Annotated in this window: 16 protein-coding genes; 7 read left to right on the plus strand and 9 right to left on the minus strand. The window is 66.7% G+C overall.

Annotation, left to right across the window (positions count from 1 at the left end):
* Window positions 1–96 precede the first annotated feature (96 nt).
* The 6 genes from TQ98_RS15555 to paaN all read right to left on the minus strand — a co-directional run bounded on the left by TQ98_RS15555 (window position 97) and on the right by paaN (window position 6,609).
* A complete protein-coding gene (locus TQ98_RS15555; RefSeq protein WP_044874351.1) occupies window positions 97–1,587 on the minus strand; it encodes an aldehyde dehydrogenase family protein in 1,491 nt (496 codons plus the stop codon).
* 44 nt (window positions 1,588–1,631) lie between these two features.
* A complete protein-coding gene (locus TQ98_RS15560; RefSeq protein WP_044874350.1) occupies window positions 1,632–2,024 on the minus strand; it encodes a c-type cytochrome in 393 nt (130 codons plus the stop codon).
* A 241-nt stretch (window positions 2,025–2,265) separates the two neighbouring features.
* Complete coding sequence (gene feaR / locus TQ98_RS15565) at window positions 2,266–3,180, minus strand: transcriptional regulator FeaR (protein ID WP_044874349.1); 915 nt, start codon at window positions 3,178–3,180, stop codon at window positions 2,266–2,268.
* Between the two features lie 105 nt (window positions 3,181–3,285).
* Window positions 3,286–4,209: a phenylacetic acid degradation operon negative regulatory protein PaaX gene (gene paaX / locus TQ98_RS15570; RefSeq protein WP_044874348.1), complete on the minus strand. Its 924-nt coding sequence runs from the start codon at window positions 4,207–4,209 to the stop codon at window positions 3,286–3,288.
* Window positions 4,210–4,300: 91 nt separating this feature from the next.
* Window positions 4,301–4,900 carry a phenylacetic acid degradation protein PaaY gene (paaY, locus tag TQ98_RS15575; protein WP_044874347.1) on the minus strand — a complete coding sequence of 200 codons (600 nt, stop codon included), beginning with the start codon at window positions 4,898–4,900 and terminating at the stop codon, window positions 4,301–4,303.
* 26 nt (window positions 4,901–4,926) lie between these two features.
* Window positions 4,927–6,609 (minus strand): phenylacetic acid degradation protein PaaN, encoded by a 1,683-nt coding sequence (gene paaN / locus TQ98_RS15580; RefSeq protein ID WP_044874346.1) that lies wholly within the window; start codon window positions 6,607–6,609, stop codon window positions 4,927–4,929.
* Window positions 6,610–7,016: 407 nt separating this feature from the next.
* Between paaN and paaF the strand changes: the two genes are divergently transcribed.
* From paaF to TQ98_RS15615, 7 genes are all read left to right on the plus strand, one after another.
* Window positions 7,017–7,790, plus strand: a complete 774-nt coding sequence (paaF, locus tag TQ98_RS15585; RefSeq protein WP_044874345.1) for a 2,3-dehydroadipyl-CoA hydratase PaaF — start codon at window positions 7,017–7,019, stop codon at window positions 7,788–7,790.
* A 44-nt stretch (window positions 7,791–7,834) separates the two neighbouring features.
* Window positions 7,835–8,626, plus strand: coding sequence for a 2-(1,2-epoxy-1,2-dihydrophenyl)acetyl-CoA isomerase PaaG (gene paaG, locus TQ98_RS15590; RefSeq protein ID WP_044874344.1), 792 nt, complete (start codon window positions 7,835–7,837; stop codon window positions 8,624–8,626).
* Window positions 8,627–8,630: 4 nt separating this feature from the next.
* Complete coding sequence (gene paaH, locus TQ98_RS15595; RefSeq protein ID WP_044874343.1) at window positions 8,631–10,148, plus strand: 3-hydroxyacyl-CoA dehydrogenase PaaH; 1,518 nt, start codon at window positions 8,631–8,633, stop codon at window positions 10,146–10,148.
* On the plus strand, window positions 10,141–10,590 hold the full coding sequence (gene paaI / locus TQ98_RS15600; RefSeq protein WP_044874342.1) for a hydroxyphenylacetyl-CoA thioesterase PaaI: 450 nt from the start codon (window positions 10,141–10,143) through the stop codon (window positions 10,588–10,590). The genes paaH and paaI overlap by 8 nt, the downstream gene beginning before the upstream one ends.
* Window positions 10,583–11,788, plus strand: a complete 1,206-nt coding sequence (gene pcaF / locus TQ98_RS15605; RefSeq protein ID WP_044874341.1) for a 3-oxoadipyl-CoA thiolase — start codon at window positions 10,583–10,585, stop codon at window positions 11,786–11,788. Before paaI ends, pcaF begins: the two co-directional genes overlap by 8 nt.
* Before the next feature lie 105 nt (window positions 11,789–11,893).
* Window positions 11,894–13,204, plus strand: a complete 1,311-nt coding sequence (gene paaK, locus TQ98_RS15610; protein ID WP_044874340.1) for a phenylacetate--CoA ligase PaaK — start codon at window positions 11,894–11,896, stop codon at window positions 13,202–13,204.
* Window positions 13,205–13,433: 229 nt separating this feature from the next.
* Window positions 13,434–13,787: a DUF1428 domain-containing protein gene (locus TQ98_RS15615; RefSeq protein WP_044874339.1), complete on the plus strand. Its 354-nt coding sequence runs from the start codon at window positions 13,434–13,436 to the stop codon at window positions 13,785–13,787.
* A 310-nt stretch (window positions 13,788–14,097) separates the two neighbouring features.
* Here TQ98_RS15615 and tssA read toward each other — a convergent pair whose 3' ends face one another.
* The 3 genes from tssA to TQ98_RS15630 are packed head-to-tail and all read right to left on the minus strand — an operon-like array spanning window position 14,098 to window position 19,759.
* The gene (tssA, locus tag TQ98_RS15620) at window positions 14,098–15,174 is read right to left on the minus strand and encodes a type VI secretion system protein TssA (protein WP_044874338.1); all 1,077 of its coding nucleotides are present in this window, start codon (window positions 15,172–15,174) and stop codon (window positions 14,098–14,100) included.
* The gene (locus tag TQ98_RS15625; protein ID WP_044874337.1) at window positions 15,171–18,992 is read right to left on the minus strand and encodes a type VI secretion protein IcmF/TssM N-terminal domain-containing protein; all 3,822 of its coding nucleotides are present in this window, start codon (window positions 18,990–18,992) and stop codon (window positions 15,171–15,173) included. The genes tssA and TQ98_RS15625 overlap by 4 nt, the downstream gene beginning before the upstream one ends.
* Window positions 18,989–19,759 carry a DotU/TssL family secretion system protein gene (locus tag TQ98_RS15630; protein ID WP_044874336.1) on the minus strand — a complete coding sequence of 257 codons (771 nt, stop codon included), beginning with the start codon at window positions 19,757–19,759 and terminating at the stop codon, window positions 18,989–18,991. Before TQ98_RS15630 ends, TQ98_RS15625 begins: the two co-directional genes overlap by 4 nt.
* Window positions 19,760–19,775: the final 16 nt, after the last annotated feature.

Consider the following 19,775-nt stretch of genomic DNA (forward strand, 5'->3'; position numbering starts at 1 on the left):
GGGCGCCGAATTGCTCTTTCTGTAGGAAACCTTTTCCACCCTCCCCAAAAAAAACCGGCAGGCGCTTGGGCACCTGCCGGAAATCGAGGGTTTGGTTCAGTGGGAGATACAGACCGACTTGAGCTCGGTATACGCCTCGATCACCGCGCGGCCGAACTCGCGGCCCATGCCGGACTGCTTCACGCCGCCGAAGGGCATGTTCGGGTCCAGCAGCACGTGGGCGTTGACCCAGACGGTGCCCGCTTCGATGCGCGGTACCAGGTTCATCGCCTTGGACAGGTCGTTGGTCCAGAGACTGGCCGCCAGCCCGTAGGGGCTGTCGTTGGCCAGCTCGATCATGGCGTCTTCGTCGGTGAACGGGATCACCGACAGCACCGGGCCGAAGACTTCCTCGCGGGCCACGGTCATGTCGTGGTTCACGTCCGCCAGCACGGTGGGCTGGACGAAGAAGCCCTCGCCTTCCAGGCGCTCGCCACCGGCCACCACGCGGGCGCCTTCCTGGCGGGCCAGGTCGATGTGCCTGAGCACGCTCTGCTGCTGCTTGCGGGACACCAGCGGGTTGATCGCCGCCTCCTGGTCCATGCCCGGGCCGATGGACAGGCCCTTCACGGCAGCGGCCAGACCCTGGACGAATTCCTCGTAGCGGGACTGGTGAACGTAGAAGCGCGAAGCCGCGGCGCAGACCTGGCCCTGGTTCAGCAGGCCGCCCAGCAGCGCACCCTGGACCGCCTTCTCCACGTCGGCGTCTTCCAGCAGGATCATCGGGTTCTTGCCGCCCAGTTCCAGGGCGAAGCGGGTCATGTTCTCCATGCAGGCCACACCGACGCTCTTGCCAACGGCGGTGGAGCCGGTGAAGGACACCTTGCTGACCAGGGGGTGGGAAGCCAGGGCATTGCCCACGGTGCTGCCGCCACCGGTGATGATGTTGAACACGCCCGCCGGGATGCCCGCCTCGAAGGCCAGTTCGGCCAGGCGCAGGGCGGTCAGCGGGGTTTCGCTGGCCGGCTTGATGACCACGGTGCAGCCGCAGGCGAGTGCCGGCATCAGCTTCCAGGTGGTGATCATCATCGGGAAGTTCCACGGCACGATGCCGGCCACCACGCCTACCGGCTCACGGCGGGCGAAGGCGGTGAAGCGCGAACCCGGCGGGATCGGGATGGACACGTCCAGGGTCTGGCCTTCGATCTTGGTGGCCCAGCCCGACATGTAGCGCATGAACTCAACGGTGGCGCCCACGTCGAGCATGCGCGAGATGTTGATGGACTTGCCCTGGCTCAGGGTCTCCAGCTGGGCCAGTTCTTCGGCGTGCTCTTCCACCAGGGCGGTGAAGCGCAGCAGGATGCGCTCGCGATCGGCCGGACGCAGGCCGGACCAGACGCGGGACTTGAACGCCTTGTGGGCGGACTGCACGGCCTGCTCCAGGTACTGCAGCGGCACGTCCGGCACGGCGGCGATGGTCTCCCCGGTAGCCGGGTTCAGCACCGGCGTGGTGGGGCCTTCCGGCAGCACCCACTGGCCATCGATGAAGCAGCCGTGGCGACGCTCCAGAAATGCCGCGACCTGCGGCAGGATTTCAACCTTGCTCATGCTTGATCCTCTTCATCCGAAAGCCGGGCGCCTGCCCGGCGCCATCATTTCTGTGCGCCCAGGAAGCAGCCCACCGCGCGACGGTCGTCGGCGCTGGCCATTCCGGCGTAGGGCATGTAGGTCCCGGCGACAAAGGCCTGGGGCTGGGCGATGAACTGCTCAAGGCTGTCCAGCTGCCAGGCCACGCCCTTGTCCTTCATCGCCTGGGAATAGCTGAAGCCAGACAGGCTGCCGGATTGGCGGCCGTAGAGCCCGTGCAGGTTCGGCCCCATCATGGCCGGGGCACCCTGCTTGGCCGAATGGCACACGGAGCAGTCGCTGCCGAACAGCGTCTCGCCCTTCTGTACCTGCTCCGGCGCGCAGTCCGCGGCCAGCACCGACTGAGCCGCCATCAGCGCCAGCACGCCGAACAGCAACCCGAAATTGCGTTTGTGCATCAACTCACCACCTCGATCGTCCACAAGCCCGCCCCACGGGGGCCGGAAAGGCACGCGCGGAATCAGGGCCGATGTCCGGATTCTCTGCGCTGAAGGGGATCGAGGTTTTTTTGTCTGTGCCAGACGTGTTGGCAGGGCTGCCAGACAGGCTGGCATGGGGGCGAAGAACACCTGTAGGGGCGAATGAATTCGCCCCTACAGGCGAGTGTCGCCCCCACAACCACGCAGGGCCGGATCAGCCCTAGCTGTACTGCTTCCGGTACTCGCTGGGGGAGACGCCGAAGCGCGCCTTGAAGGCGGTGGAGAAGTAGCTGGAATCGGTGAAGCCCCAGGCATAGCCCAAGGCCGAGAGCTTCTGCTCGGCGGTGGCATGGCGCAGGCTTTCGGCGCAGAAGTCCAGGCGGCGGTTCTTGATGTACTGCGCCACCACGAGGCCCTTCTTGGCGAACATGCGGTAGAGGCCGCGCACCGAAACGCCCACTTCCCGGGCGATGATCTCGGGGCAGAGTTCTTCCGCGCGGATGTTCTCGTCGATAAAGCGCAGGGTCTTGCGGAACAGGCGCTCATGGGCGTCCTGTTCGACCTCGGCGGCACACAACGCCGGACGCAGCAGGCTCACCACCGCCTCCAGGGTGGCCTCGCTCTCCGGCAGGCTCAGACTGTCCTGGCGGGTGGATTCGAGGATCAGCCGGTTGGCCAGCACCGCCACCGGCGAACTGGCCGGAATGCGCTGGGCGCAGCGCACGCCGGAGAAGCGCAGCCCCTGCTCCACCACGTGACGCGGCAGGATCAGGGACAGCTGACGGGAATTCTCGTGGTAGACGAAGTCACTGGGCAGCGTCGAGTCGATCAGCGTGATGTCGCCAGGCGCCATTTCGATGCTGTTTCCGGCCTGTTCCATGCCGGCACGCCCTTCGAGCTGGAAGGCCAGGTAGAAATGCTTGCCGTCGCTCTGAGCCACTTCCTTGGGCGTGCGGTAAAGGCGCGCCTGAGCCACGTCCACAATACTCAGCTTCATCGCGCCGGCCTTGTGTTCGCGAATGGCCCCGGAAAACTCCGAACCCAGCAGCTTGGCGCTGAAACGCCCGCAAACCTGGTTGATGCCTTGCAGCCACTCGTCGAAGTGGTCTGCCCTCAGTGCCTGTGCAGTCATCATGGCTTTCTCAGCCTCACGCTACGTGTTGTTCTTATCATTCTCCGGCCTGGCAATGTGGCAGGCCGGGTTTAACTCGTCCGTGATACCCGCATCGAAGCGGATTCGCTACTTCAGTCCGCCGAAACGCTGGTAGAAATTCTCGCCCGCATCGGGCAGCGGACCGTCCGCGGTTTCCAGCGCCGTGTTCAGCCAGTGCTCAGCCTTGGCGAAGATGAGCCGGTAGATATTGCGGCACAGCTGGCGCGCCGCACGGCCTTCCCAGTCGCCCGGCAGGAGTTCGTCGGGCAGTTGCGGGTCGCGCAGCAGCAACTTGCGGTATTCGTGAATCAGCAAGGTTCGGGCCAGGAAGCAATCCTCCGGCTGCAGGTTCTCCTGCTCGCGAAGGGCCTGCCAGAGCGGGCGGAACAGCGTGATGAACTCGCGGTAGTGCTCGCCCAGCTCGTCGATGTTCCAGCTCTCGCGAACCTGCATGCGCAGGGCCTTGGAGGCCAGAACATCCTGGGCGCTGGTCTCGAAGATGATGCTGTCTTCCAGGGCGTCCAGTTCCTGCAGGGTGGCGGTCACGTCCACCCGGTCGCAACGCGGGTTGGCCAGCACCGTGGGCGAAATCGCACCAAAACCTTGCCACTCCAGTTCCTCGCGCACCTGCTTGCGCTTGTCCTGGGGCAGTTGCGACAGCACCACCAGGCACCAGGAGCCGTCCCAGGCCGGGACGCTGGAGCTGTAGACCCGCTTGAACGCCTTTTCGAACCGCCGCCGGCCGGTGCCGGTCAGGCTGTAGTAACTGCGCCGCCCCACCTTCTCGGCACTCAGCCAGCCTTCCTTGGTGAGGCGGAAGATGGAGGTGCGGATCAGCCGCTCGTTGATGCCCATGGGTTCCAGCAACTGGATCAGGCTGCCCAGCCAGACGGTGCCGCCGTGGGGTTCGATGGCGTCGCCGTAGAGTGTGATGATCAGCGAACTGGCGCGGATGGGCGTCTGCTGCTGGAAGCGGGTGACGAGTTGGTCCAAGGGCACGAGCGAAGTCATGGGCATTCTGGAAGCGGAAAAGATGCCGAATATACCCGCAGGCTCCTCGGCATGGCCATTGGGGCGCAGCGCGCCTGTGCGAAGACCGCACTCATTGCGACGCGCTACCTTTCGGCCGCACACCACGGTCGGCGATGCGCGGCCGGTCGGCCTCCATCGCCGCCAGGGGTTCGCAGGCCACCAGATTGGCCAGGCAACGCTGGGCCAGCATCTGGTACTCGCGGGTACCGGCCTGCTTCCAGGCCACTTCTTCATCACTGAGGCGGCGCTTGACCTGGGCCGGCGCTCCCATCACCAGGGATTGTTCCTCGCAGCTGAACCCGGCCTTGACGAACGCGGTGGCGGAGACGAATGACCGCGCGCCGATCTGGGCGCCGTCCATCACCACCGCATTCATCCCCACCAGCGCGTCTTCGCCGATGCGGCAGCCGTGCAGCACGGCGCCATGACCAATGTGGCCATTGCGCTCGACCACCGTGTCGCTCTGAGGGAATCCGTGCATGACGCAGGTGTCCTGGATGTTGGCGCCCTCCTCCAGGATGATCCGGCCAAAGTCGCCCCGCAGACTGGCCAAAGGCCCGACATAACAGCCAGGGCCGATGATCACGTCGCCGATCAGCACGGCGGACGGGTGCACGAATGCGGTGGGATGCACCACCGGGGTCAGGCCATCGAGGCTGTAGCAGGTCATCGCGGATTCCTTCTTCTTATGGGGGCTTACGCGCCGTGTCGGCGGCTCTGCACGGTGACGAACCGGCGAGCGACGAAGGCACCATCCGTGATGGAGGCGTTGGCCGCCGGGTTACCGCCGCTGGCGTGGAAGTCGCTGAAGGCCGCGGACTGGTTGACGAAAACGCCGCCGTCGAAATTGATCGACAGGGCCACCGCCACCTCCTGGGACAGCAGCTCGGCACGGTCCAGCACGGCTTCGTCGGTGGCGTACACGCCCAGGGTCAGGGCGCCCTTTTCGGCAATCACCTCACCGGCCAGACGCAGGCTGTGCTCGGTGTCATCGGTGGCGATGACGAAGGCGATGGGGCCGAAGCGTTCTTCGGAATAGGCCTCGCGATCCGCCGCGTCCACTTTCAGCAGCAGCGGCGTGTGAACGCGCGCGCCGGGGAACTGCGGATGCTCGCGCGCCTCGCTGTCCAGCAGCACCTCACCCAGGGCGCGGCAATCCCGGATGCGCTGGGCGGTGGCCTCGGACTGGATGGCGCCGAGCACGGCACAGGCGCGCTCATTGTCAGCCAGGAAGCTGCGCACGGCGCCGGCCAGGGTCTGGGCGACATCGTCGAAGGACAGGTGCTCGTCACCGTTGCGGATCCCGCCACGCGGTACGTAGATCGCCTGGGTGGTGGTGCACATCTGCCCGGAATAGAGGCTGAGGGAGAAGGCCAGGTTGCGGGCCACGGCCTTGAAATCACGCGCGCTGTCGATGATCACGCTGTTGATGCCGGCCTTCTCGGTGAAGACCTGGGCCTGGCGGGCATTGTCCTCCAGCCAGTTGCCGAAGGCGTTGGAGCCGGTGAAGTCCACCAGCTTCACCCGCGGGTCCAGGGCCAGTTGCTGGCTGACCGGCGCTTGCGGGGTGTCGACCACCAGGCTCACCAGGGCCGGGTCGAAGCCCAGCTCGGCCAGCACGTCCTGGGCAACCTTGACGCTCATGGCCACCGGCAGGATGGCGCCGGGGTGCGCCTTGACCAGCACCGGGTTGCCGGTGGCGAGGCTGGCGAACAGGCCAGGGTAGGTATTCCAGGTGGGGAAGGTGGAGCAGGCGATCACCAGGGACAGCCCGCGCGGAACGATGTGCCAGCGCTTGTCCAGCACGAGCGGGTCCTGCTTGCCCTGGGGCTTGGTCCAGCGCGCCGTTTCCGGCACTTCGGCCATGGCACGCCAGGCATAGGCCAGCACTTCCAGGCCTCGGTCCTGGGCATGGGGACCGCCCGCCTGGAACGCCATCATGTAGGCCTGGCCGCTGGTGTGCATCACCGCGTGGGCCAGAGTCGGGCTGAGGGCATTGAGGCGCTGGAGGATTTCCAGGCAAACACCAACCCGCGCCTGGGGACCGGCGTCGCGCCAAGCCGGCAGCGCCGCCTGCATGCGCGACAACAGCGAATCCGCGTCGTACTGGTCGTAACTCACCTTCAGATCGAAGCCGTAGGGCGAACGCTCGGCACCGGCACGGCCTACCGGCTGCGGGCCGGCCAGCGAGAAGTGCTGTCCCAGCAGCGCCTCGAACGCCGCCTGGGCGCCCTTTACCGCGTCTTCCGGGTACTGCTTGAGGCTCTCCGGGAACGGCGACCAGTAACCGCGCTCGCTGATCGCCTGCACGGCGCGCTCAAGGGTGCCGCGATGATGCTCGAACAGTTCCAGGGCGGCGGCACGGGCGTTAGTGGACATGGGGGAATTCCTCAGCAGGACGGGTGAGGCCACGACGTGGCGCAAAGTGATTCGATCAATGGATTATTTTGTATCACATCATTCTGAAACACGAAAGAACCACAGGCTGTATCAGATGACGGACGGCAAGACACCCTGTTCACGGGACCAACGGCGGCGTTCAAGAGCAGCATCCTCAGGCCTTCCACGGATCATGACGGGAATCGCCACGCCGTATTTTGGTAGTAAAGAAACAACATATGAGACACATAAATCATATTTGTCATGGTTGTTTTGTATCGCTTTGTGGGTATACTCCGGCCGAAGTCGCCCCGCCAATGCCTCGGGGAGACACAGGAAGGGGTCCACCCCGCCCCCACTAATAAGAGTGGCCATCGAGGCCGCGCGTGCACCTGAGGACAATCGACATGCCTCGAACCCTTGCTGTCCTGCCGCCCGAGCAGGGTGTCCGTCTGATCACCCTCCAGCGCCCGGAAGCACTGAACGCCCTGAATACCGAATTGCTGGGCGAACTGGCTGCCGAACTGGACGCCGCCGAGCAGGACGCCGAGACCCGTGTCGTGGTCATCACCGGCAGCCGCAAGGCTTTTGCCGCTGGCGCCGATATCAAGGAAATGGCCGAGCGCGACCTGGTAGGCATCCTCAATGACCCGCGTCTGGCCCATTGGCAGCGTATTACCCGCTTCAGCAAGCCGCTGATCGCCGCCATCAATGGTTTCTGCCTGGGCGGCGGCTGCGAACTGGCCATGCACGCCGACATCCTCATCGCCGGTGAAGACGCCCGCTTCGGCCAGCCGGAAATCAATCTCGGGATCATGCCCGGCGCCGGCGGCACCCAGCGCCTGCTGCGCGCCGTCGGCAAATCCCTGGCCATGCAGATGGTGCTCACCGGCGAAGCCATCGACGCCCGCCATGCCCAGCGCTCCGGCCTGGTCAGCGAAGTGACCCAGCCGGAGTTCACCGTCGAGCGGGCGGTGGCCATTGCCCGCGTCATCGCCCAGAAGGCGCCGCTGGCCGTACGACTGGCCAAGGAAGCGCTACTGAAAGCCGAGGACACGGACCTCGCCAGCGGCCTGCGCTTCGAGCGCCACGCCTTCACCCTGCTGGCCGGCACCCGCGACCGCGAGGAAGGCATTCGTGCCTTCCAGGAAAAGCGCCGCCCCGATTTCACCGGCCAGTAATCGCTGACCGTCCGCCCCTTCGAACTCCATAGAGCGCCAAAGCCATGAATTTCGAGCACATCCTGTTTTCCATCGAGGCTGGCGTCGCCACCCTCAGCCTCAACCGCCCGGAGCAACTGAACAGCTTCAACGCCAAGATGCATGGCGAGGTCCGCGAAGCCCTCAAGCTGGTGCGCCAGAATCCGGACGTGCGCGTGCTGCTGCTGACCGGTGAAGGCCGTGGTTTCTGCGCCGGTCAGGATCTGGCCGACCGCAACGTCGCCCCTGGCGCTGCCGCGCCGGACCTGGGCGAGTCCATCGAGAAGTTCTACAACCCGCTGATCCGCGCCCTGCGCGACCTGCCGCTGCCGGTGATCTGCGCGGTGAACGGCGTGGCCGCCGGTGCCGGCGCCAACATCCCGCTGGCCTGCGACCTGGTCCTGGCTGCCCGCTCCGCCAGCTTCATCCAGGCCTTCTGCAAGATCGGCCTGATCCCGGACTCCGGCGGCACCTGGACCCTCCCCCGCCTCGTCGGCATGGCCCGCGCCAAGGCCCTGACCCTGCTGGGCGACCGCCTGACCGCCGAGCAAGCCGAACAGTGGGGCCTGATCTACCGCGTGGTGGACGACGCCGCGCTGCGCGAAGAAGCCCTGAAGCTGGCCCGCCACCTGGCCACCCAGCCGACCTACGGCCTGGCCCTGATCAAGCGCAGCCTCAACGCCAGCCTGAACAACAGCTTCGACGAGCAGCTGGACCTGGAGCGCGACCTGCAGCGCCTGGCCGGCCGCAGCGAGGATTACCGCGAGGGCGTCAGCGCCTTCATGGAAAAGCGCACCCCCGCCTTCAAAGGACGCTGATCCCATGCCCGCCCTGAACCTTTCCGTCCCCGTTGCCGTGATCGGCGCCGGCGCCATGGGTGCCGGCATCGCCCAGGTGGCCGCCCAGGCGGGTCACCCGGTCAAGCTCTATGACAACCGCCCCGGCGCCGCCGCCCAGGCCATCGACGGCATCGACCGCCAACTGGGCCGTGTGGTGGAGAAAGGCAAGCTCTGCGCCGAAGCCCGCGCCGCCATCGTCGCCCGCCTGCAGCCGGCGGAGTCCATCGACGCCCTGGCCGATTCCGGCCTGGTGATCGAGGCCATCGTCGAGAACCTGGAGGTCAAGCGCGGCCTGCTGCGCCAACTGGAAGCGCTGTGCGGCAAGGACTGCATCCTCGCCAGCAACACCTCGTCGCTCTCCATCACCAGCCTCGCGGCCGGCCTGGAACATCCGGGCCGCGTGGTGGGCATGCACTTCTTCAACCCGGCGCCGCTGATGGCCCTGGTGGAGATCGTTTCGGGCCTGGCCACTGATCCGTCCCTGGCCGAGTGCCTGTACGAGACCGCCAACGCCTGGGGCAAGCAGCCGGTGCACACCAAGTCCACGCCCGGCTTCATCGTCAACCGCGTGGCCCGTCCCTTCTACGCCGAAAGCCTGCGCCTGCTGCAGGAAGGTGCTGCCGACTGCGCCACCCTGGACGCACTGATGCGCGACGCCGGCGGCTTCCGCATGGGCGCCTTCGAACTGACCGACCTGATCGGCCATGACGTCAACTACGCCGTGACCTGCTCGGTGTTCGACGCCTACTACGGTGATTTCCGCTTCCAGCCGTCGCTGATCCAGAAGGAACTGGTGGACGCGGGCCGCCTTGGCCGCAAGACCGGTCGCGGTTTCTACGACTACGCCGAAGGCGCCGAGCGCCCGCAGCCGGTCGAGCTGGCCAGTACCGCCATCGTGGACACCTGCGTGGTGGAAGGCAGCCTCGGCGTGGCGGAAGCCCTGGTGCAGCGCCTGGCCGACGCTGGCGTGACGATCGTGCGCCGCGATGGCAACGGCCTGCTGCGCGTCGGCGATGCGGTGCTCGCGCTGTCCGATGGCCGCCTGGCCAGCCAGCGCGCCGGCGAAGACGGTCTCGCCAACCTGGTGCTGCTGGACCTCGCCCTCGACTACGCCAAGGCCACTCGCCTGGGCGTCAGCTGGGCGGCGCACACCTCCGACGTTGCACGGGATCAGGCGGTGGCGCTGCTTCAGCGCGCCGGCCTCAACGTCAGCCCCCTGGCCGACATTCCCGGCCTCGCCGTGCTGCGCACCGTGGCCATGCTGGCCAACGAAGGCGCCGACGCCGTGCTGCAGGGCGTGGGCACCGCCGCCGACATCGACCTCGCCATGCGCGCAGGCGTGAATTACCCGCAAGGCCCGCTGGCCTGGGCCGACGCCATCGGCCTGCCGGCGGTGCTGCGCACCCTGGACAACCTGCAGGCCGCCTACGGCGAAGAGCGCTACCGCCCTTCCCTGCTGCTGCGCCGCCGCGTCGCCGAAGGGAGGAACTTCCATGACTAACCACGAAGCCCTGTCACTGGCCGAAGCCTGCGGCAGCGCACTGTTCGAGCGCGACGCCGCCAGCCAGGCCATGGGCATGCGCCTGCTCTCCGTGGCGCCGGGCCAGGCCCGCGTCGGCATGAGCGTGCGTTCGGACATGGTCCAGGGCCACGGCACCTGCCATGGCGGCTACCTGTTCGCCCTGGCGGACTCGGCCTTCGCCTTCGCCTGCAACAGCTACAACGAGGCCACCGTGGCCATCGGCTGCAGCATCGACTACGTGGCGCCGGCACGCCTGGGCGACACCCTTACCGCCCAGGCCACCGAGCAGAGCCGCAGCGGGCGCACCGGCAACTACGACGTGCGCATCGAGAACCAGAACGGGCAACTGATCGCCCTCTTCCACGGCAAGTCCTACAAAGTGCGCGGCCCGGTACTCGCGCAGGAGACCCCCAATGAATGACGCCCTGATCATCGATGCCGTGCGCACGCCCATCGGCCGCTACGCCGGCGCCCTGTCCGGCGTGCGCGCCGACGACCTCGGCGCCGTGCCGATCCGCGCCCTGATCCAGCGCAACCCGGAGCTGGACTGGAGCGCCATCGACGATGTGATCTACGGCTGCGCCAACCAGGCCGGCGAGGACAACCGCAACGTCGCGCGCATGTCTTCCCTGCTCGCCGGCCTGCCGATGACCGTGCCGGGCACCACCCTGAACCGCCTCTGCGGCTCCGGGCTGGACGCCATCGGCAACGCCGCCCGCGCCCTGCGCTGCGGCGAGGCCGGGCTGATGATCGCCGGCGGCGTGGAATCCATGTCCCGTGCACCGTTCGTGATGGGCAAGGCGGAGTCCGCCTTCTCCCGCCAGGCGGAAATCTTCGACACCACCATCGGCTGGCGCTTCGTGAATCCGCTGCTGAAGGCGGAGTTCGGCATCGACTCCATGCCGGAAACCGCCGAGAACGTCGCCGAGCAGTTCAATATTTCCCGCGAAGACCAAGACGCGTTCGCCCTGCGCAGCCAGCAGCGGGCCGCCGCTGCCCAGGCCAACGGCCGGCTGGCGAAGGAAATCGTCCCGGTGGAAATTCCCCAGCGCAAAGGCCCGCCCAAGGTCGTCGCCCTGGATGAACATCCGCGCGGCGACACCACCCTGGAACAGCTGGCCAAGCTGGGCACACCCTTCCGCCAGGGTGGCAGCGTCACCGCTGGCAACGCCTCGGGCGTCAACGACGGCGCCTGCGCCCTGCTCCTGGCCAGCCCCGAAGCGGCCAAGCGCCACGGCCTCAAGGCCCGCGCCCGAGTGGTCGGCATGGCCACCGCCGGCGTCGAGCCGCGCATCATGGGGATCGGCCCGGTGCCGGCCACCCGCAAGGTGCTGGAGCTGACCGGCCTGTCCCTGGCGGACATGGACGTGATCGAACTGAACGAAGCCTTCGCCGCCCAGGGCCTGGCCGTGCTGCGCGAGCTGGGTCTGGCCGACGACGATCCCCGCGTGAATTCCAACGGCGGCGCCATCGCCCTCGGCCACCCGCTGGGCATGAGCGGCGCGCGCCTGGTGACCACCGCATTGCACGAACTGGAAGAACGCCAGGGCCGCTACGCCCTTTGCACCATGTGCATCGGTGTCGGCCAGGGCATCGCCCTGATCATCGAAAGGCTCTGAAACGGATCGCCAGAGTTCGTACGAACGGATGGGGAGTATGCTGCTCCCCAGCACTCACAGCCTTTGACGCTGGCTGTTGACGACAAAAACAATTCGAGTGAAACCATGAACATGATTGCCAATACCGCCTTGCTTGACCCGATGGAAACCGCCAGCGTCGACGAACTGCGCCAGCACCAGCTGGAGCGCCTGCGCTGGAGCCTGAAGCACGCCTACGACAACGTCCCGCTGTACCGCCAGCGCTTCGATGAAAAAGGCGTGCATCCGGATGATCTGAAATCCCTGGAAGACCTGGCCAAGTTCCCCTTCACCGGCAAGTCGGACCTGCGCGACAACTACCCCTTCGGCATGTTTGCCGTGCCCCAGAGCGAGATCGTCCGCATCCACGCCTCCAGCGGTACCACCGGCAAGCCCACCGTGGTCGGCTACACCCAGAACGACATCGACACCTGGGCCAATGTGGTGGCGCGCTCGATCCGCGCCGCCGGCGGTCGCAAGGGCGACAAGGTGCACATCTCCTACGGCTACGGCCTGTTCACCGGCGGCCTGGGCGCCCACTACGGCGCCGAGCGCCTGGGCTGCACCGTGATCCCGATGTCCGGCGGCCAGACCGAGAAGCAGGTCCAACTGATCCGCGACTTCCAGCCGGACATCATCATGGTCACCCCGTCCTACATGCTGAACCTGGCTGACGAGATCGAGCGCCAGGGCATCGACCCGCACAAACTGGCCCTGCGCCTCGGTATCTTCGGCGCCGAACCCTGGACCGCCGAGCTGCGCCGTGCCATCGAGGAGCGCATGGGCATCACCGCCCTGGACATCTACGGTCTGTCGGAAATCATGGGACCGGGCGTCGCCATGGAATGCGCCGAGACCAAGGACGGCCCGACCATCTGGGAAGACCACTTCTACCCCGAGATCATCGACCCGGTGACCGGCGAAGTGCTGCCGGACGGCCAACTCGGCGAGCTGGTGTTCACTTCGCTGTCCAAGGAAGCGCTGCCGATGATCCGCTACCGCACCCGCGACCTGACCCGCCTGCTGCCGGGCACCGCGCGGCCCATGCGGCGCATGGACAAGATCACCGGCCGCAGCGACGACATGCTGATCATCCGTGGCGTCAATGTGTTCCCGACCCAGATCGAAGAGCAGGTGTTGAAGGTCAGGCAGCTCTCCGAGAACTACGAGATCCACCTTTTCCGCAACGGCAACCTGGACAGCATCGAGGTGCACGTCGAGCTCAAGCACGAGCACGACGGCCTGGGCGAACAGCAGCAACAGGCGCTGTGCAACGAGCTGGGCAAGTACATCAAGACCTACATCGGCATCAGCTCGCGCATCGTCCTGCGCCCCTGCTACTCGCTGAAGCGCTCGGAAGGCAAGGCCTGCCACGTCTACGACAACCGCAACAAATAAGGCCAGCGCCGCATCACAAAAGCCCCGCACATGCGGGGCTTTTGCATTGGCTGTACGCGGGCACCGGCTTCCCATCCGGCGGGCTATGACCGTTGGTCGGGCTGGACAGCGCCACGGGGGCAGGTTTGTCGAATGCCGGCTACCTCTATCGACTCTTAGGCAGATCGGCCGGATGGCTCTGTCCGGCCGACTCCAATCGACAGAACGGAATCCAGGCAGGAGATCGATCATGACCTATGTAGATGGCTTCGTAGTGCCCGTCCCCACCGCCAACCGCGAGGCCTACCGCAAAGTGGCCGAGATGGCCGCTGGTGTCTTCAAGGAGTGCGGCGCCCTCAGCGTCGTCGAGTGCTGGGGCGACGACGTGCCCGAAGGCAAGGTAACGTCCTTCCCGATGGCGGTGAAGTTGAAGGAAGGCGAAACCGTGGTCTTCTCCTGGATCACCTGGCCCTCGAAGCAGGTGCGGGACGCCGGCATGAAGAAAGCGATGGAAGACCCGCGCATGCAGCCCAATCCGAGCAATATGCCCTTCGATGGTCAGCGGATGATCTTTGGCGGGTTCGAGGTCTTGGTGAAAGGCTGATCGGCCGTGAGGCAGGAGGCCGCCCCTTTCGCCGGTCTGGACTGTAGGGTGCGCTGTGCGCACCGGTTCCGGGATCGGCTTCGGCGCTACGCCAAACCGCCGGTGCGCACGGCGCACCCTACCGAATCGACTTCATCCTGCTAGCCCGAGTAGTCGAATCGTCACAGAAAAGCCGGGCCTGGACCGTAGGGTGCGCTGTGCGCACCGATCCGGGGTCGGCCTTGGCACTCCGTCTAACTGTAGGGGCGATTTCAATCGCCAAGCGGACCGCAGGTTCGCCATTCGAGCCTACAAGGAATATCAAGGCCGCCTACTTCAGTACGCCGAGCAGCTTCCACAACCGGCGCGCTTCGGCGTCGGCGCTGATCAACTCTTCCAGCAACTCACCCAGCGGCTGGTTGCCCCATTCAACCGCGCGGCGGATCACGTAGGGCACCGGACTATGGGGCTCGGTACGGGCCAGGTAGTCGGCAATCAGCGCCAGTTGGCGATAGGCATCTTCCCGGCTGCCGGGGGCGCCCGTGAAGGCCGGTGGCATCTCCGCCTCGCTGGGCCCGGGATCTGCCTCGACTTCGGGTTTTGGCGCGGGCACAGGCGGAGTCTGGGATGGCATGGGAATGAACTCCTGCATGAGCGAGCGAATGGCGTTCAGGGTCTGCTGCAGTGGCGCGAAGCTCGGAGCCAGGTCCCCCAGCCAGCCGTCGCACCAGGCGTCCAGGCGATTCAGCTCGACCAGGCTCGTCTCCATGCCGTGGCGAACACGCTCGAAGCTGGCCGTGGGCAGCTGCCTGAGGATTTCGGCCAGCTTGCGCTGTTCCAACCGCGCCGCTTCGGCGGCGGCCTTGTCCGCTTTGCTGTCACTGGCCTGCACCTGGCGCTGCTGAAGTTGCTGCCAACCATGCAGGGTCACGTGGGCAAGGTCGGCCTGTTCGTCGCCGAACAGCGCGCAACGGGTCAGGACGATCTCGCCGTAGCGACGCACCATCCATTCCAGCGGTGCTACGCGCCAGGATCGGTCGCCGTCTTCCGGCTGGGGGTGGAGCGCCTCCGGGTAGCATTCGCAGAGTCCGGCCAGCAGCCCCAGCGCCGGAGCCAGGCCGTCGAGACCACTGCGCAGCAGCCAGGCCTCACCCAGCCAGGCGGCCAGCATCAGGTCCTTGCTGCGTTCGCGCAGCAGCTTGCCTGCCAGTCGCTCCACCGCGGCCCAGTCACCCCGTTTCAGCTCCGCCTGCCAGACCCCGGTGGGCAGGCTGGAATCGTCCTCCCGACGCAAATCGCGCAATTGGTCCCAGGCCGGGTCGTAGCGCAGGCTGGGGCCGCAGGGTTCAGGGCCGGGAATGGGTTCCAGCAGATCGCTGGCGGGGCTGTCGGTCATCGGCAGGCTCATGGCGTCACCTCGGTGCTGACCAGTGAAGCGGCGTGGCTATTGGTGAACGGCGAGCGCGGCGCCTTCACCGGCAATGGCTGGATCGACAACGGCAGCTTGCCGCCCTGGGTCATCAGCGACAGGCGCATGAACATCAGCGCCGGCGGGCTGCCGCCGGGGGCGCCGCTCACCGGTACCTGCAGGGTCAGCGGAAAGTCGGTGTAATCCATGCTCGGCTGGCGCTGCAGGACCACATGGGCGCGCATCAGCCGCAGCAGTGCCCAAGGGCCGCGATACTCCCAGCCCGCCTCCAGGTCGGACACCGCCATGCTTGGTTGCAGGGGGTCGATGCTTGGCCGCTGGTCGCCGTCCTTGGCCCAGCGCAACAGCAACTGCACCGGGTCACCCACGTTCCAGTGCAGGCGCTGCACGTCGCCGGGATACCCCACCTGCTTGTCGCCGGCGTGCAGACCCCAGGCGATCACCTGGTCGGCACCACGCTCGTCTTCGCGGTCGGTGCGCCAGCGCACGTCCAGTTCGACACCCAAGGCGCCTGAGGGGTCGCGTACGAACAGCGGCCCCAGCCAGGTGCGCGCCTGTTTCAGCCGGGCGAGGAAGTCTTCCGCCGCCAGACGGTCATTGGGCTGGCTCCATTTCAGGCCCTCTTCGGCCTGGGCCAGTCGGCTATCGATCAGCTCCACCAGGTGCTGTACGCGGGCCGGGTCGGCGTCGTCAGCCTCCAGGCTGTAGGCAAAGGGAAAGCGATCCGACAGATACTGGTTGAAGTAGTCCGCCAGATCATTCCAGGCCGTGGCCGCCCGCTGCTGCTGGAGCTGGCTGCAGCGCTGCGACGCCTGGTCCCTGAGCACGTGGGTGCGCCGTGCCAGGTCGCCGGCGCCCTGAGACAGGTTGGCAGTGGCCAGGACCTGGGTGCAGGAACCCAGGTCCATTTCGATGAAGTCGCGGCTGACCAATTGCTCGAACAGCGCCGGCGAACTGGTGGGGTTCTGGGCCTTGTATTTGGCCATCTCCTCGCTCAGCCCGGCCAGGCGCGCCACCCTGTCCCGTTCGGCGACAGAGAGGCCGGGCTGCTCGCGGAGCCAAGTCAGGGCCGGTGCCGCCCCTTCGCTGGTGTCGAGGATGACCGTGAACTGCTGGCCGAGGCTGCTCTTCAGATCCTGCACGTCACTGGAGCGGAACAGTTGCAGGCCGAGGTTGCGGCTTCCGTCCCACTGGGAGATGTCGAAACGCTGGGTGAACACCGGCAAGGCATCGATGCTGGCCAGGGCCGCGTTGGTGTCGGCCATGGCCATGCGGGTCAGTTGGCTGCGCAGGGCACCGGCGAGGTCTGCGCGGTCCAGCTCAGCCAGGGCGTTCAACACCAGTCCGGCCTGGTCCACCGGCACGTCGAAGGACTTGCCGGTACTGCCCGGCGGACGCACATCGGAGGCGCTCAGGCTGGCCCAGATCGCCCGTGCGGCGGCCTCTCCGGCGGCCTTGAGCATGCCCTCGCGGTAGTCCGGCGGGATTTTCGCCAGCTCTTGCGAGACGAATGCGTGATAGCTGTCGGCGAAGCCCTGCGCTTGCGCCAACGCGCGGGCATCGACGTTTCGCAGTGTCCGGGTATCCGGCTCGGTGGCGTCCTGGCGCAGGGCCACCACCACGAAATCGCGCTTGAGCAGGCCCTTGATCGCCTTGGCCAGGGCGCCAACGTGGTCCTGCAGCATCAGGGTGCCGCCGGCCTGTCGCTGCAACAGGTTGGTGCGGGTGCCGGCGCCGGCAATCCACTGGCTATGAAAGCCCTTGCGCAGGCGCTCCGCTTCGGTGTCGAGGTTCTGCTCCACCGCAACCCCCAGCAGGCTGCTCTGGCGCACGGTTTCCATCAGGTTGCGATACCCCGGCACCAGCTCCTCGCCATTGCTGTGGCTCCAGGCGGAGTTGGTCAGGGCAATCAGGTCTTCCAGGTTGCCGACCAGGCTGTTGATCTCTTCCAGCTCGGCCAAGGTGTTGCCCTGCCCCGCCTGCAGGTTGTCGAGGTGCACTTTGAGATAGCCCGCCGGGCGCACGAAGTTGTCGGCGAGAAAGTACTGGGTCAGCCAGAGCTTCATCAGCACCTGGAACTGTTCGGTCAGCGCCTGGCGCTGGGCCGGCAGGTCAAGGGGCGCCAGCCCCGGACCACCCAGGCCGCGCAGCGCACGGTCGTAATAGGCACGGTGACGCTGGTCGGCGGTGTTCAGCTCCAGGCCCGCCGCGCTGTTGGCCAGCTGCGTCAGGGGTTCCAGCACACCCTTGTTCCCCGACAGGACATCGGCGAACAGGCGGTTCTGCTGCTCCAGCCGGGCCGCGCCAAAGGCCAGGTTGCGCGCCTTGACGTAGTTCGGCCATTCCTCAGGCTGCTCGCCTTCGACATTGGTGCGCCGGTCACCGACCCGGATCGCCAGCAGCTTGTCCAGCTCCACTCGCTGGAGCTGGACCAGGGGATGCAGCGCCTCGCTACGGGCCATGGAGCGGAGTACGTCATCCATGCGCCCATCCAGGGACGAGAACCAGGACGTGGGATAGACGAGGGATGCGAAATGCCAGCGCGGGGCGTCCTGCAACAGGCGCCAGAAGCCCTGCAGATTGCGCCGCGCCTGCTCTTCGCTGCGTGTCGGGTCCTTGAGCGTCACATGGTTGTTCTGTGCCACTTGCAGCACGCGGGTCAGTTCGCGGGCGTCGCGCTGGCCTTCGTGCCAGACCCAGAGCATCCCCAGCAACCAGAAGGCGCCGATCACCGCCGCCGTACCGGCGATCACCTTTTGCCAGCGCTGGCGCAAACGAAGAATGCGCGGAACGGCCTGGGCCAGCCCCTGCTCGGCGAGGAAGCGTTGGCGCCAGAGCGCACGCGAAAACACCCCCTGTGCCGGCGGCTGGTCCTGGGCCGAGAGCTCCCAGGGGTCGGCATCACGGGTGAAGGCCTGCACTGAACTGAAGTAGAGGCCCCGCAGGCGCGGCGCCTCCCCTTGGGCATTGCCCTGGAACACGGGTTCGAGCAGGGCCCGCAGGTTGCCCCGCAGGCCATCCAACTGGCCCGGCAAACGATAGAGGTCCTCTCCCAACTCACCTTTGAGCGCGCCGACCTCCAGGATCGCCGCCTGTATCGCCTGCACCACCTGGTCCAGGGCGTCATCCAGCCAGTACCCCTGCCAGCCCGCTTCCAGAGCGAAAGGCGAGGACCAGCCCAGCGCATGCTCGCGACCCTCTTCCGGCAGTGCGGCTACCAGCTCCTGGAACCCCGGCAGCTCCTCCAGCCCCGTGATCAGCACATTTACAGGCAGGCTCAGCCCCAGGCGCTGCAGCATTTCCCCGAAACGGCGGCGCGCGGCAAGGGCATCCGCCGCCAGTTGGGCGTCGTCCAGCAGGCGCGATAGCGGGACGGTCCAGATGACACCATCCAGCGGCCGCTGCCCACGTAGACGCAGCAACATGCCGAGCAGCCGGCGCCAGGCAAACGCAGGTGCGGTACCGCCGCCCTCCGGCAGGAACAGGCCCTGAGGCACCACCAGCAGCGCGCCATCCGGGTCGGCCCACCAACGACCGAACCAGGCCGGGCGATCTGCCGGTGCCAGTTGCCAGTCGACGCAGAGCTGGCTGCCTTCCCGCGGATCGCCCACCAGCAACAGCCAGGGCGTCAGGTAGCGTTCCTGGCTCCCCTGGTCATGCTCCATCTTGCGGACAGCGGCGTAAAAGCTGCGGATGGCCGAACCGGACTGGGTACGCAGCCACCAATAGAGCGCTGCCAGGGCAAGCAGGATCAGCAGAACGGCGAGAACGATCAGGGCGATGGCGAAGCCACTCATTCCGACTGCTCCCCGTCATCCAGGGTGGCCGCCAGGTGCAGGACGGGCTCCAGTTCGGACTTGATTTCGCTCCACATCCAATGCCCCGCGCCGGTCAGCACCAGCGCAACGCCGACGATCGCCAGGGCCAGGCGCAGGCCATCAGGCAGCGCCCGCCGCAACGGCAGGCGCATCGGTGCGGCGCGGGTCGGGCGTTCAAGGCTCTGCAAGGCACCGTCGAGAGCCGGTTCGCGCTGCCAGGCGAAGGTGAACAGCGCCTGCCGCCAGCGTTCGTGCATGGCCTGGCCGCGCTCACCGCGCAGCTGGCCATGGAAGCCGAGCACCAGGCATTGGAGGTAGACATTGGCCAGGTCGCGGGTGGCCGGGGCCCGCTCTTTCAGCAGCACACGAATGGCCATCGGCAGCCGTTCGCCAGCATTGCGCGAACCGTACAGGCGCATTTCCAGCGGTCGCGCCTGCCAGGCCAATTGACCGCTCCAACTGCCGAACAGCAGGGACTCATCGAGCAGGGCAACGAACGCATAGACCATCGCCTTGACCTGGGCAGAGCCCGAGTCGCCGACGCTGGCGAACGCGCCACGCCAGAGACGCCGGACGATGCGGGTGGCGGTTTCGGCGGTGCGTTCCACCCGTTGGCCGTCACTGTCGTCAGCGTCTTCCAGTTCGTCCCACGCGCCGCGCCACTCCAGCCAGGCCTGGCGGAATGCAAGGCTTAGGGGTGCCTCGCCAAACTCCGGTGGATACAGGGCCACACTCCTTTCCGGCATTTGCGCGTCCTTAGCG

The organism is Pseudomonas sp. LFM046, from assembly GCF_000949385.2.
GTDB lineage: Bacteria > Pseudomonadota > Gammaproteobacteria > Pseudomonadales > Pseudomonadaceae > Metapseudomonas.